Source organism: Citrobacter sp. RHBSTW-01013 (assembly GCF_013781985.1).
Taxonomy (GTDB): Bacteria; Pseudomonadota; Gammaproteobacteria; order Enterobacterales; family Enterobacteriaceae; genus Citrobacter; species Citrobacter braakii.
Genome location: NZ_CP056185.1, coordinates 4,810,852 through 4,824,047, shown reverse-complemented (window position 1 = coordinate 4,824,047; position 13,196 = coordinate 4,810,852). Strand labels below are relative to the sequence as shown.

Annotated in this window: 11 protein-coding genes and 2 pseudogenes; 8 read left to right on the top strand and 5 right to left on the bottom strand. The window is 52.2% G+C overall.

Annotated features, from left to right (window positions below; genetic code table 11):
* Positions 1-30 precede the first annotated feature (30 nt).
* Positions 31-486 carry an acyltransferase gene (locus HV350_RS23115; RefSeq protein WP_181630684.1) on the bottom strand — a complete coding sequence of 152 codons (456 nt, stop codon included), beginning with the start codon at positions 484-486 and terminating at the stop codon, positions 31-33.
* A gap of 135 nt (positions 487-621) precedes the next feature.
* On the opposite strand from HV350_RS23115, the gene psiE reads away from it, so the two are divergent.
* Entirely contained in the window at positions 622-1,032 is a 411-nt protein-coding gene (gene psiE / locus HV350_RS23110) for a phosphate-starvation-inducible protein PsiE (protein WP_003031674.1), read from the top strand.
* 382 nt (positions 1,033-1,414) lie between these two features.
* On the opposite strand, the gene malG is transcribed toward psiE, so the two are convergent.
* The 3 genes from malG to malE form a co-directional block, all read right to left on the bottom strand.
* On the bottom strand, positions 1,415-2,305 hold the full coding sequence (malG, locus tag HV350_RS23105) for a maltose ABC transporter permease MalG (protein WP_016155340.1): 891 nt from the start codon (positions 2,303-2,305) through the stop codon (positions 1,415-1,417).
* A 14-nt stretch (positions 2,306-2,319) separates the two neighbouring features.
* On the bottom strand, positions 2,320-3,864 hold the full coding sequence (gene malF, locus HV350_RS23100) for a maltose ABC transporter permease MalF (protein WP_181629392.1): 1,545 nt from the start codon (positions 3,862-3,864) through the stop codon (positions 2,320-2,322).
* A 187-nt stretch (positions 3,865-4,051) separates the two neighbouring features.
* Entirely contained in the window at positions 4,052-5,242 is a 1,191-nt protein-coding gene (gene malE / locus HV350_RS23095) for a maltose/maltodextrin ABC transporter substrate-binding protein MalE (protein WP_181629390.1), read from the bottom strand.
* Between the two features lie 359 nt (positions 5,243-5,601).
* Between malE and malK the strand changes: the two genes are divergently transcribed.
* The 3 genes and pseudogenes from malK (at position 5,602) to HV350_RS23080 (ending at position 8,662) form a co-directional block, all read left to right on the top strand.
* Positions 5,602-6,711 carry a maltose/maltodextrin ABC transporter ATP-binding protein MalK gene (gene malK, locus HV350_RS23090; RefSeq protein WP_016155343.1) on the top strand — a complete coding sequence of 370 codons (1,110 nt, stop codon included), beginning with the start codon at positions 5,602-5,604 and terminating at the stop codon, positions 6,709-6,711.
* Between the two features lie 155 nt (positions 6,712-6,866).
* Positions 6,867-7,163: pseudogene (locus HV350_RS23085) on the top strand (carbohydrate porin); the annotation flags it as partial.
* Between the two features lie 95 nt (positions 7,164-7,258).
* Entirely contained in the window at positions 7,259-8,662 is a 1,404-nt protein-coding gene (locus HV350_RS23080) for an ISNCY-like element ISKpn21 family transposase (protein WP_001567368.1), read from the top strand.
* A 28-nt stretch (positions 8,663-8,690) separates the two neighbouring features.
* On the opposite strand, the gene HV350_RS23075 is transcribed toward HV350_RS23080, so the two are convergent.
* Positions 8,691-9,323: a hypothetical protein gene (locus HV350_RS23075; RefSeq protein ID WP_001567369.1), complete on the bottom strand. Its 633-nt coding sequence runs from the start codon at positions 9,321-9,323 to the stop codon at positions 8,691-8,693.
* A gap of 30 nt (positions 9,324-9,353) precedes the next feature.
* Here HV350_RS23075 and HV350_RS23070 point away from each other — a divergent pair.
* The 4 genes and pseudogenes from HV350_RS23070 to ubiA form a co-directional block, all read left to right on the top strand.
* Positions 9,354-10,529 (top strand): annotated as a pseudogene (locus HV350_RS23070) (maltoporin); the annotation flags it as partial.
* Between the two features lie 113 nt (positions 10,530-10,642).
* Entirely contained in the window at positions 10,643-11,590 is a 948-nt protein-coding gene (gene malM, locus HV350_RS23065) for a maltose operon protein MalM (protein WP_016155345.1), read from the top strand.
* Positions 11,591-11,770: 180 nt separating this feature from the next.
* Complete coding sequence (gene ubiC / locus HV350_RS23060; RefSeq protein ID WP_016155346.1) at positions 11,771-12,268, top strand: chorismate lyase; 498 nt, start codon at positions 11,771-11,773, stop codon at positions 12,266-12,268.
* 13 nt (positions 12,269-12,281) lie between these two features.
* Complete coding sequence (gene ubiA, locus HV350_RS23055; protein ID WP_003826589.1) at positions 12,282-13,154, top strand: 4-hydroxybenzoate octaprenyltransferase; 873 nt, start codon at positions 12,282-12,284, stop codon at positions 13,152-13,154.
* The last annotated feature ends 42 nt before the right edge of the window (positions 13,155-13,196 follow it).

The following is a 13,196-nucleotide window of genomic DNA, read 5'->3' as shown; positions in this document are numbered from 1 at the left end:
TGGCCGGATGGGACTTGCGCTTATCCGGCTCTATAAACGACGTAATAATTTTGCCGGATTTCCCGCATACACGCCTTTCTCGGTGATCGATTTGGTCACCACGCTTCCCGCGCCGACGACCACGCCATCACAGATAGTGACCGCCAGAATGGTCGCTCCGCTGCCGATCGAGACATCGTCGCCAATCGTAATACGTCCCCAACTGTTGCGGTCGGCATTGGGTTTTCCTTCGCGAAACATATCGTTGGCGAACATCACGCCGTGACCGATAAAACAGCGAGCGCCGAGGGTGACATATTCGCAGATGAAGGTGTGCGACTGAATTTTGCTGTCTGCGCCAATCTGCGTATTACCCTGGATTTCAACAAATGGTCCGACAAAAACGTTGTCACCCAATGTGCAGTCGTAGATATTTGCGGGTTCATAGATCACCACGTTCTCACCGCAGGTAACGTTGCGAACAGCGGATTGTCTGAGCTGCATAATTCATCCTGTGAAATGTGTCGTGACATACATCATTCCCTGCTGACCTTTCTTGCACAAAATATAAACAAAAAATGTAGATCTCTGTCACATTTTTGCGTTATACAGGAACCTTGCCACTGAGTAAGAGGTGCTGTTATGACGTCGCTATCTCGTCCGCGCGTGGAGTTTATCTCCACTATTTTACAGACCGTGTTGAATCTGGGGTTGCTGAGTCTGGGCCTGATCCTGGTCGTATTCCTCGGGAAAGAAACGCTGCATCTGGCGGATGTGCTGTTCGCGCCGGAACAAACCAGCAAGTATGAACTGGTGGAAGGGCTGGTGGTTTACTTTCTCTACTTTGAATTTATCGCGCTGATTGTGAAGTACTTTCAGTCAGGTTTTCACTTTCCGCTGCGCTACTTTGTCTATATCGGGATCACTGCGATTGTGCGGCTGATCATTGTCGATCATAAAGCGCCGATGGATGTGCTGATCTATTCTGCGGCGATCCTGCTGCTGGTGATCACCCTGTGGCTGTGTAATTCCAAACGGCTGAAGCGAGAGTAAAAGACAACACGCCGCAATTGGGCTGCGGCGTGTTTTGGGTAAAAATTACTGCGCAGAGGCCGGCTGGGTTTTCTCCGCCGCGGGTTCCCACAGTTCTTCAAATTTATCCACCGTCATGATCGCCAATACGGTAAAGCTAAGGTTGATCACGCCGATGGCGATAACGCCTGCGCCAAACTAATTCTGTTTAATTTGTCGAGTTTCAGGCGAAAAATTGAATTGCAGTGATGGGGGCACGAAAGGAAATAATCGTAAGCGTAATGCAAAATAACATAAAAAAAGGGCGCTCCGGAGAGCGCCGAATAACAGTCACAGGTTGGGATAACATAAGTTGAGGGTTACAGTGGCATTGCCCGTTGCCGGGCAGTTACTTCGGTAAAACTTAACCTTTCACACCACCCGCCGTCAGTCCGTTGACCAGCCAGCGCTGTGCCAGCAGGAACACCAGAGTGATCGGAATGGCTGAAAGTACAGCTGCGGCGGCAAAGTCGCCCCACAAATAGTTCTGTGGATTGAGGTACTGCTGCATACCTACCGCAAGGGTATAGCTGTTCACATCACGCAGCAGCAGTGATGCGACCGGTACTTCGGTAATCGCGGCAATGAAAGACAGAATAAACACGACCGCCAGAATCGGAACGGAAAGCGGTAGCAACACCAGGCGGAATGCCTGCCATGGCGTTGCGCCATCCAGCGCGGCCGCTTCTTCCAGCGAACCGTCGATGGTTTCGAAATAGCCCTTAATCGTCCACACATGCAGCGCAATACCGCCGAGATAGGCGAAGATCACGCCACCGTGAGTGTTCAGACCAATAAACGGAATGTACTGGCCCAGGCGGTCAAACAAAGCATACAACGCGACCAGAGACAGCACCGCCGGGAACATCTGGAATATCAGCATCCCTTTCAGCAGGGTTGCTTTGCCCGGGAAGCGCATACGGGCAAAGGCGTAAGCGCAGGTGGTGGAAAGCGTCACGATACCGATCGCGGTAATGGTGGCTACTTTTACCGAGTTCCACAGCCATAACAGCACCGGGAACGGCGGCGGCGTCACGCGGCCATCCGCATGCTCAACGCTAAAGCCCAGCGCCAGTTTCCAGTGTTCCCAGGAGATGTTTTCCGGGATCAGGCTGCCGGTGGCAAAGTTACCTTCACGCAGCGAGATAGCGATAACCATCAGCAGCGGGAACATGATCGCTGCAATGAAAATCAGCAGCAGCAAGTGCGTTGTTAAGAGACGCAGTTTCTGAGATTTGGGTTGTACCATAGCCATGTTCGTTGTCTCCCTTAATCAAACTTCATACGCGTGGCTTTCAGGTTCACGATGGCCAGCGCACCGACCAGCAGGAAGATCAGCGTGGCAATCGCCGCCGCCAGACCGAAGTCCTGACCACCGCCGCCTTCGAAGGCGATACGGTAGGTGTAGCTCACGAGCAGGTCGGTATAGCCTGCTGGCGTGGTGGTACCAAGACGGTCTGGACCACCGTTGGTCAACAGTTGAATCAGCACGAAGTTGTTAAAGTTAAAGGCGAAACTGGCGATCATCAGCGGCGTCAGCGGCTTAATCAGCAGCGGCAACGTAATCTTAAAGAAGTTCTGGAACGGACCTGCACCATCCATCGCCGACGCTTCATACAGGTCGTCAGGGATCGCTTTAAGCAGACCCATGCACAGGATCATCATGTACGGGTAACCAAGCCAGGTGTTGACGATAATAATCATCGAACGCGCGGTGGTTGGGTCGCTGAACCAGGCCGGTTTGATGCCAAACAGCGCGCTCAGCATCATGTTGATTTCACCGAAGCTCTGGTTGAACAGCCCTTTGAAAATCAGAATCGAAATAAACGACGGTACGGCATACGGCAGAATCAGCAGGACACGGTAAATCGCTTTGCCTTTGAGAGACTCCCACTGTACGAGACAGGCCAGTACCATCCCCACGGCCACGGTGAGGATCACGGTCAGAACGGAGAAGACCACCGTCCAGACAAAGATGGCGAAGAACGGTTTCTGAATGCCTTCGTCGGTAAATACGCGGGCGAAGTTGTCCCAACCGATGGCAACGGTATAGCCTGGGCTGATTTTTTCGTTACCCCAGCTACCGTCAGCGTTAATTGCCTGATAATAACCAATATCGTTGTTGGCGCGGTATTTTACGCCGCTTTGGCTGTTGGTAAGCGTGCCGTCATCAGCGAGCGTATAGAGTGGCTGCGTGCCGGAAAACTGGCGCAGTGAACTCATAATCACTTTGCTTTCATCTGGCAGGATGGCGGTGAGTTGGGTTAACGCCTGGCGATTTTGCGTGATGATTCGCAGCGTCGCACGTTCGCCCGCTGGCAGCGCCTCGGCTTCTTTCAACTGCAGTTTCTGTTCGCCGCCAAATTTAAAGGCGTCGGAGAGATAATTCTTGCCAGTTTCACCGTCGGTGAGGGCCAGTTGCCACTCCGTACCCGCCGGATACAGGCCGAAGTTGTAGGTTTTCCCCGCCTGATAAGAACGGTCCATCAGGACTTCCTGAGCACGTTCAAAGGTCAGTTGGTTGGTGCTGCTGTAGTTGGTAAAGGCAATTGCGATAGTACAAATTAGCGGAAACAGGACAAACAGCCCCATCCCGGCAACGCCTGGGTAAACATAGCGCCAGGCGTAGGCTTTACGGTTAGCAAAAATATACAGGCCAGCAGAGCTTAAAATCAGCGTCATGATGGCAAACAGGTACTCCCCCTGAGCATACATCAAAACAACAAGGTAACCGACCAGCAGCCCAAGCAGACCCATCACTGACCATTTCAGCCGGTCGCTTTGCCACCAGTGTTTCTTTTTAATGACATCCATGGGGATCAATCCTCTTTACGCTTTATCCTTCGCACTACCTCTTTGTTGGCTGCGGAAGCTCACCCCAGTCACTTACTTATGTAAGCTCCTGGGGATTTGCCTCCTTGCCGCCTCGATGTAGCGCGAATGATTTCGCGTAACAACGTATTCAATAAACCTGATTCCCTAAGAAATAAGGGAAACCGTATTACTTGGAGATACGACCTTGTGCATCTTTCAGCGCGGCATCGACGGTCTGACGGCCGCTGGCAGCGTTGATCACTGCGGTACGAACGGCATACCAGAATGCGGACATCTGCGGGATGTTCGGCATGATCTCGCCTTTCTGGGCGTTATCCATGGTGGCCGCGATACGCGGGTCTTTCGCTAACTGATCCTGGAAGGATTTCAGTGCAACCGCGCCCAGCGGTTTGTCCTTATTCACTTCATCCAGACCCTGATCGGTCAGCAGGTAGTTTTCGAGGAACTCTTTTGCCAGTTCTTTGTTCGGGCTGGCAGCGTTGATACCTGCGCTCAGAACGCCCACGAACGGTTTGGACGGTTTACCCTTGAAGGTTGGCAGCAGGGCAACGCCGTAATTCACCTTGCTCTTATCGATGTTGGACCACGCCCACGGACCGTTGATGGTCATCGCGGTGTCACCTTTGTTAAAGGCCGCTTCGGCGATGGAGTAATCGGTATCCGCGTTCATGTGTTTGTTCTTGATCAGATCAACTAGGAAGGTCAGACCCGCTTTTGCGCCCGCGTTGTCCACGCCCACGTCTTTCACGTCGTACTTGCCGTTTTCAAACTTGAACGCGTAACCGCCGTCGGCGGCAATCAGCGGCCAGGTGAAGTACGGTTCTTGCAGGTTGAACATCAGCGCGGATTTCCCTTTCGCCTTCAGTTCTTTATCCAGCGCAGGAATTTCTTCCCAGGTTTTTGGCGGGTTAGGAACGAGGTCTTTGTTGTAAATCAGCGACAGCGCTTCAACCGCGATCGGGTAGGCAATCAGTTTGCCGTTATAGCGTACGGCATCCCAGGTGAACGGATAGAGTTTGTCCTGGAACGCTTTATCTGGGGTGATTTCAGCCAACAGGCCAGACTGAGCGTAGCCGCCAAAACGGTCATGTGCCCAGAAGATGATGTCCGGGCCATCGCCAGTCGCGGCAACCTGTGGGAACTTCTCTTCCAGTTTGTCCGGGTGCTCAATGGTGACTTTGATACCAGTGTCTTTCTCGAATTTTTTGCCCACTTCAGCGAGGCCGTTATAGCCTTTGTCGCCGTTAATCCAGATAACCAGCTTACCTTCTTCAATCTTGGCGAGAGCCGAGGCGGAAAACATCATCGTCGTTAATGCAGACAATGCGAGGATGCGTGCGCCAGTTTTGATTTTCATAGTTCCCATCCTGTTTGGTGATTTTGCAGAGGTGGCTTAACGGTTACTAGTTTCTTTATACGACAACCTCTTTCCATCCTCCTTACCCCTACGCCCCACCCGCTCTTTATGTGATCTGTGTTACATAAATGTGAGTATTGCGTACTGGCGCACATAAAAACCCACTGATTTTTGCAGGCTGCATCACGAAATTCCTCCGCGGCGTACGGCCCGGGTCTCAGACGCTGTTCTCTCATCCTCCCGCCTCCTCCCCCATAAAAAAGCCGGGGGTGGAGGATTCACGCAGTCAAGGGATCACGCATAGTCAGCCCATCATGAATGTTGCTGTCGATGACAGGTTGTAACGAAGGGAGAAGGGCATGGCGAGCGTACAGCTGCGAAATGTAACGAAAGCCTGGGGTGACGTGGTGGTATCGAAAGATATCAATCTCGACATTCACGAAGGGGAATTCGTGGTGTTTGTCGGACCGTCAGGCTGCGGTAAGTCGACCTTGCTGCGTATGATCGCCGGACTTGAAACCATCACCAGTGGCGACCTGTTTATCGGGGAGACCCGGATGAACGACATTCCCCCCGCCGAACGCGGCGTGGGCATGGTCTTTCAGTCCTACGCGTTGTATCCCCATTTATCCGTCGCAGAAAACATGTCGTTTGGCCTCAAACTGGCTGGCGCAAAAAAAGAGGTGATGAATCAGCGCGTGAATCAGGTCGCGGAAGTTCTGCAACTTGCGCACCTGCTGGAGCGTAAACCGAAAGCGCTTTCCGGCGGGCAACGTCAGCGTGTGGCGATTGGCCGAACGCTGGTCGCCGAGCCGCGCGTATTCCTGCTGGATGAACCGCTGTCGAACCTCGACGCCGCTCTGCGTGTGCAAATGCGTATTGAAATCTCCCGTCTGCATAAACGTCTTGGCCGCACGATGATTTACGTCACCCACGATCAGGTCGAAGCGATGACGCTGGCCGACAAAATTGTGGTGCTGGATGCTGGTCGCGTGGCGCAGGTCGGCAAACCGCTGGAGCTATACCACTATCCGGCTGACCGCTTTGTGGCGGGCTTTATTGGTTCGCCGAAGATGAACTTCCTGCCGGTGAAAGTCACCGGGACGGCCATCGATCAGGTGCAGGTTGAACTGCCCAACCGCCAGCAAATATGGCTACCAGTGGACAGCCATGCGGTACAGGTTGGTGCCAACATGTCTTTAGGTATCCGCCCGGAACATCTGCTGCCCAGCGATATCGCCGATGTCACCCTCGAAGGTGAAGTGCAGGTGGTCGAGCAGCTTGGTCACGAAACTCAAATTCATATCCAGATCCCCGCCATCCGTCAAAACCTGGTTTACCGCCAGAACGACGTGGTGTTGGTAGAAGAGGGTGCCACATTCGCCATCGGCCTGCCGCCAGAGCGTTGCCATCTGTTCCGTGAGGATGGCACTGCATGTCGTCGGTTGCATCAAGAGCCGGGCGTTTAAGGTCCCCATAAAAAACGAAACGCAAAGCCATTCGAAGCTACATCGAGGCGGCAAGTAAATGAATCCCCGGGAGTGTACAAAGAGTACGCGACTGGGGTGAAAGAACGCAGCCAACAAAGAGGCAGCCCGAAGGGGGACGCGTTTAAAGAAAAGCAATGATCTCAGGAGATAGAACGATGATTACTCTGCGCAAACTCCCTCTGGCGGTTGCTGTAGCAGCAGGCATTATGTCTGTTCAGGCAATGGCTGTAGATTTCCACGGTTACGCTCGTTCCGGTATTGGCTGGACAGGGAGTGGCGGTGAACAACAGTGTTTCCAGGCAACCGGTGCACAAAGTAAATACCGTCTCGGTAACGAATGTGAAACCTATGCGGAAATCAAATTAGGTCAGGAAGTGTGGAAAGAAGGCGATAAGAGCTTCTACTTCGACACCAACGTTGCTTACTCCGTGTAATGGCTCAATAGTAATGTCCGCCTGTGGCTCAATTCAGATGTCCGCGCTATGGTAAGCTTCACTGGTCCGTTTAAACTACCGGGAGGCATATCATGAGCGCAGAAAGCTCAGGAGTGTTTACTTTGAAAGAGATCAACCGGATCAAGATTATACAGGACGTCATTGAACGTCGCATCACAACGCGCCGTGCGGCCGAGCACCTCGGTATCAGCGACAGGCAATGCCGCAGACTTCTTGCCCGTTACCGTGAAGGCGGACCGCTTGGTATGGCCAGCAGACGATGTGGCATGCGTGGTAACCGCCAGTTGCCACCCGGGCTCGCAGATCAGGCTCTGGAACTGATCAAGACGCGTTATGCTGATTTCGGTCCGACTCTGGCGCGTGAAAAGCTCGAAGAACTCCACGGACTGTTTCTTGGCAAAGAAACTGTCCGGCGCATCATGGTGCGGGCTGGCTTATGGGTTCCCCGTAAACAACGTGCCGCAAGGATCCCTCAACCACGGTACCGGCGTCCGTGTACTGGTGAGCTGATACAAATAGATGGCTGTGATCACGACTGGTTTGAAGGCCGTGGCCCGGCCTGCACCGCGCTGGTCTATGTTGATGATGCAACCAGCAAACTGATGGAACTGTTGTTTGTTAAATCGGAGTCCACGTTTTCTTACTTCGAAGCCACGCGGCGCTATATCGATAAGCATGGTAAACCGCTGGCACTGTACAGCGATAAAGCCGGTGTTTTTCGTGTTAACAATAAACACGCCACAGGCGGAGACGGGCATACTCAGTTTGGGCGAGCCATGCATGAACTGAACATCCAGACTATCTGTGCAGAAACCAGTCCCGCCAAAGGGCGTGTAGAACGAGCTCACCTCACTTTACAGGATCGTCTGGTCAAAGAGCTGCGGTTACAGGGCATTTGTTCAATGGAGGCTGCAAATGACTTCGCTGAGGCCTATATGGCTGACTATAACCGCCGTTTTGGCAAAGTACCGCGACATGATTTTGACGTACACCGTGCTGTAGAACATGATGAGGACCTGGGGCTTATTTTCACTGTTCGTGAAAAACGTAAAGTCTCAAAATCGTTGACGATACAATATGATAAAATGTTGTACCTGATTGAAGACAGCGAACTGAGTCGCCGTGCAATAGGTAAATATATCGATGTGTATCACTATCCTGATGGCAGAAAAGAGCTGCGCCTGAACGGTACGCTACTTCCCTACTCTACCTACGACCGACTGTCAGAAATCGACCAGGGCGCGATTGTCGATAACAAGCGTCTTGGCCGAACCCTGGAGTTTATCAGTCTGGTGCAGAGCAAGCGGGATAACACGCGCTCTCAGTCAATTCCCGCTGGAGATGGCCCTTCCCGACGACGGCCAAAGCAGGAAGGGAAGAAATCCCAGCGCTCACTGGATAATGATGACATGCTCGAAGCACTCAAACAGCTTCAGTCACGTTCAGAGGACATTTTTGGTAAAAGAGCCCGCTGATGGTACTCACTGGCCGGACAGTGGTTGCTCACCAGTTGATATTGTCCGGCCAGACCCATGATGTATTATTCATTTCGTTCAGCATCTTTATGTCCTGCTTTTCACGGGCATACTTACCCCATAATGAATGAAAAGAACGAACAATACTGATTAACTGCTTTTTTCTTTGCTCCGGAGATAGGCTGATAAAATAGCAGCACCTGCTGTCAATATTATCCTCAATGAAATTAAAATCAGAGTCTGATGCATATTTTACTGTTAGCATAATATCATTCGACGTTGTTCTCTCAGACTCTGTTAATGCTGATTCTATCAGGTATTCAAAGGCATACATGACAGACAGCTGGTTTTTGTCTGTCTGAATATAACCCATTGAGTTTCTGAGTATTGAGGACTGTACCAGGACCAGAGGCCATAAAAGCTCAACACCATAAAGCTTATATGTATCATGTTGATCATACTGATGTTGCTCAACACGACGATTACCTTCCCGTGCTTTACGAATATCATAGGCAAGGGATAACATAAATCCGTCTTTAACTTTAATCAGTGGGCTTTCATCCACGATGTAATGAATGAGTTCATGTAATTCATTCAGGGCTTCTGAATCTCCCCACAGTATAAAACCTGCATTGTTCGGCGTTAACTCGTATCGAAGCATGGGCTCAATCATCCTGTTGTTTCAGTCGGAGGAAAGTCTATCAGTAAAGAGAATGAGAGATCAAAGTGGTCATTTTAATTGAGCTGGATAACGGACATTTCAATTGAGCCTTGACACTCCGTCGCACAGCAGAATGACTGGGAAGGCACAGACCCGGCATTCCGTGAAGCAAACGTGCAGGGTAAAAACCTGATCGAATGGCTGCCAGGCTCCACTATCTGGGCCGGTAAGCGCTTCTACCAGCGTCATGACGTACACATGATCGACTTCTACTACTGGGATATTTCAGGTCCTGGCGCCGGTATTGAAAACATCGATCTGGGCTTCGGTAAACTGTCTTTGGCAGCGAGCCGTTCACAGGAAGCGGGTGGTTCATACGCTTTCAGCAGCCAGAATATCTATGATCGTACCAAAGACACCGCGAACGATGTATTTGACGTTCGTTTAGCGCAGTTGGCAACTAACCCGGATGGGATGTTGGAACTGGGCGTTGACTATGGCCGCGCGAATACCACCGACGATTACAGGCTGGCGGACGGCGCATCTAAAGATGGTTGGATGTTCACCGCTGAACATACCCAGAGCATGCTGAAGGGCTACAACAAGTTTGTCGTTCAGTACGCCACAGATTCCATGACCACCCAGGGCAAAGGCCTGAACCAGGGTTCTTATGGTTCTTCCACTACGACCATTGAAGATCCCGTTACTGGCGTTAAAACCAACTATGCCAACAACGTTGTGAATAACAACGGTAGCCTGTTCCGCGTGCTGGACCACGGTGCAATCTCCCTGGGCGATAAGTGGGACCTGATGTACGTCGGTATGTACCAGAACCTCGACATGGATAACGACCTGGGGACCGAATGGTACACCGTTGGTATTCGCCCGATGTATAAATGGACGCCAATCATGAGCACCCTGCTGGAAGTCGGTTACGACAACGTCAAATCTCAGCAGACCAGCGATCGCAACAGCCAGTATAAAATCACCCTGGCCCAACAATGGCAGGCGGGTGACAGCATCTGGTCTCGTCCGGCAATCCGCGTCTTCGCAACCTATGCAAAATGGGATGAAGAGTGGGGTTACATCAAAAATGGTAACGACGTAACCAAATTCGCAGCGGCAACGAACTCTGGCCTCAGCACAACCAGCCGTGGCGACAGCGATGAGTGGTCCTTCGGTGCCCAGATGGAAATCTGGTGGTAATTCAGCACTAACCTGACGTAAAGACCGAAAGAGGGGCGCAAGCCCCTCTTGATTACGGTTTAGCGCGCTATTGCCTGGCCACCGCTGAACCCATGCTATCTGAGGTGATAACAATGAAAATGAAGAAAAGTCTCGTTGCCCTTTGTTTATCTGCAGGGTTATTTGCCAGCGCACCTGGCATCAGCCTGGCCGATGTGAATATTGTTCCGCAGAACACCACCGCGGCCCCATCTATTCCCACTGCGGCGCTGCAGCAGTTAACCTGGACGCCTGTTGATCAATCCAAAACCCAGTCTTCGCCGCTTGCGACAGCGGGTCAGCGTCTGGATGTCGCCGGTATTACTGGCCCGGTCGCTGCGTATAGCGTCCCGGCGAATATTGGCGAGCTCACTCTGACGCTGTCCAGTGAAGTGAATAAACAAACCAGCGTATTTGCGCCAAACGTATTAATTCTTGACCAAAACATGACGCCATCTGCGTTCTTCCCCAGCAGCTATTTTACCTACCAGGAGCCCGGAGTGATGAGTGCCGATCGTCTGGAAGGGGTAATGCGTCTGACGCCAGCGCTGGGTCAGCAAAAACTCTATGTTTTGGTCTTTACCACTGATAAAGATCTCCAGCAGACCACAACCCTGCTTGACCCGGCAAAAGCCTATGCCAAGGGCGTAGGTAACGCTATTCCGGATATTCCAGACCCGATCGCCCGTCATACCACCGACGGTTTACTGAAACTGAAAGTCAAAACCAGCTCCTCCTCCAGTGTTCTGGTCGGGCCGCTGTTTGGCTCATCCGGCCCTGGTCCTGTCACGGTGGGCAATACCGCCGCGCCAGCTGTGACCTATGCGGCTCCGGCAGCAGCCGTTGCGGCTCCAGCGCCACAACCGGTGAAGAAAAGTGAGCCGATGCTGAACGACACGGAAAGTTATTTTAACCAGGGCATTAAGGATGCTGTTGCGAAAGGCGATGTCGATAAAGCGCTGAAGCTGCTTGATGAAGCTGAGCGTCTGGGATCCAAATCTGCCCGATCCACCTTTATCAGCAGTGTAAAAGGCAAGGGGTAAACATCGCCCCGCATTGTTGATTTTGCAACAACTGGTGCGTCTCCTGGCGCACCTTTTTTTATCCTTCGGTGCTAATTGTTACACTTATGTTGCTCTGGCGATCACTTAATTGTGTTTGCTCACCCCGTAATGCATTTTCTGCGATACAATGCCTTCAAGTTATAAATCGGAGAGTAAGGCATGCCACACCCTGCGTTAACGCAACTGCGTGCGCTGCGTTATTTTGATGCGATCCCGGCGCTGGACGCCCAACTGCTCGACTGGTTGTTACTGGAAGATTCCATGACTAAACGTTTTGAGCAGCAGGGAAAACAGGTCACCGTAACGTTGATTCGCGAAGCATTCGTTGGGCAAAATGAGGTGCCTGAAGAGCTGCCGCTGCTGCCTAAAGAGTCCCGTTATTGGTTACGTGAGATCCTGTTATGCGCGGATGGTGAACCCTGGCTTGCCGGGCGGACCGTGGTGCCTGAATCAACCTTGTGCGGCCCTGAGCTGGCCTTACAAAATCTGGGGAAAACCCCGCTCGGACGTTACCTGTTTACATCATCGACATTGACCCGAGATTTTATTGAGATTGGCCGCGATGCAGCGCTGTGGGGGCGCCGTTCCCGCCTGCGGCTGAGCGGTAAGCCGCTGATGCTTACCGAGCTTTTTCTACCTGCATCGCCGTTGTACTGAGAGGAAGATAAAGATGGAGTGGAGTCTGACGCAGAATAAGCTGCTGGCATTTCACCGCTTGATGCGTACGGATAAGCCAATCGGTGCCTTACTGCTGCTCTGGCCTACGCTGTGGGCATTGTGGGTGGCAACCCCAGGCATGCCACAATTGTGGATCCTGGCGGTTTTTGTCGCTGGCGTTTGGTTAATGCGCGCCGCCGGCTGCGTGGTGAATGATTATGCCGACAGGAAATTTGACGGACACGTTAAACGCACCGCAAATCGACCGCTGCCAAGCGGGGCCGTCACTGAAAAAGAGGCCCGAACGCTGTTCGTCGTATTGGTACTGCTGGCCTTCCTGCTGGTTTTGACGCTCAACACGATGACCATTTTGTTGTCCGTTGCGGCGTTAGCGCTGGCGTGGGTTTACCCGTTCATGAAACGCTATACGCACCTGCCGCAGGTGGTGCTGGGGGCGGCGTTTGGCTGGTCGATCCCGATGGCGTTCGCCGCCGTGAGCGAGTCCGTACCGCTGAGCTGCTGGCTGATGTTCCTCGCCAATATTCTCTGGGCGGTGGCCTACGACACGCAGTATGCGATGGTTGACCGCGATGATGACCTGAAGATCGGCATTAAATCGACCGCGATTCTGTTCGGTCAAAACGACAAGCTGATCATTGGTATCCTGCAGGTGGGCGTACTGGTGCTGATGGCGCTGGTGGGTTGGCTAAATGGGCTGGGACTGGGTTATTACTGGTCTCTGCTGGTGGCCGGCGCGCTGTTTGTATATCAGCAGAAACTGATCGTCAATCGCGAGCGTGATGCCTGTTTTAAAGCGTTTATGAACAATAACTACGTCGGTCTGGTGCTGTTCTTAGGGCTGGCGATGAGCTACTGGCATTTTTGAGTTTGGCTTAGCCTGCAAAATAAAAAACCGGTCATTTCATTT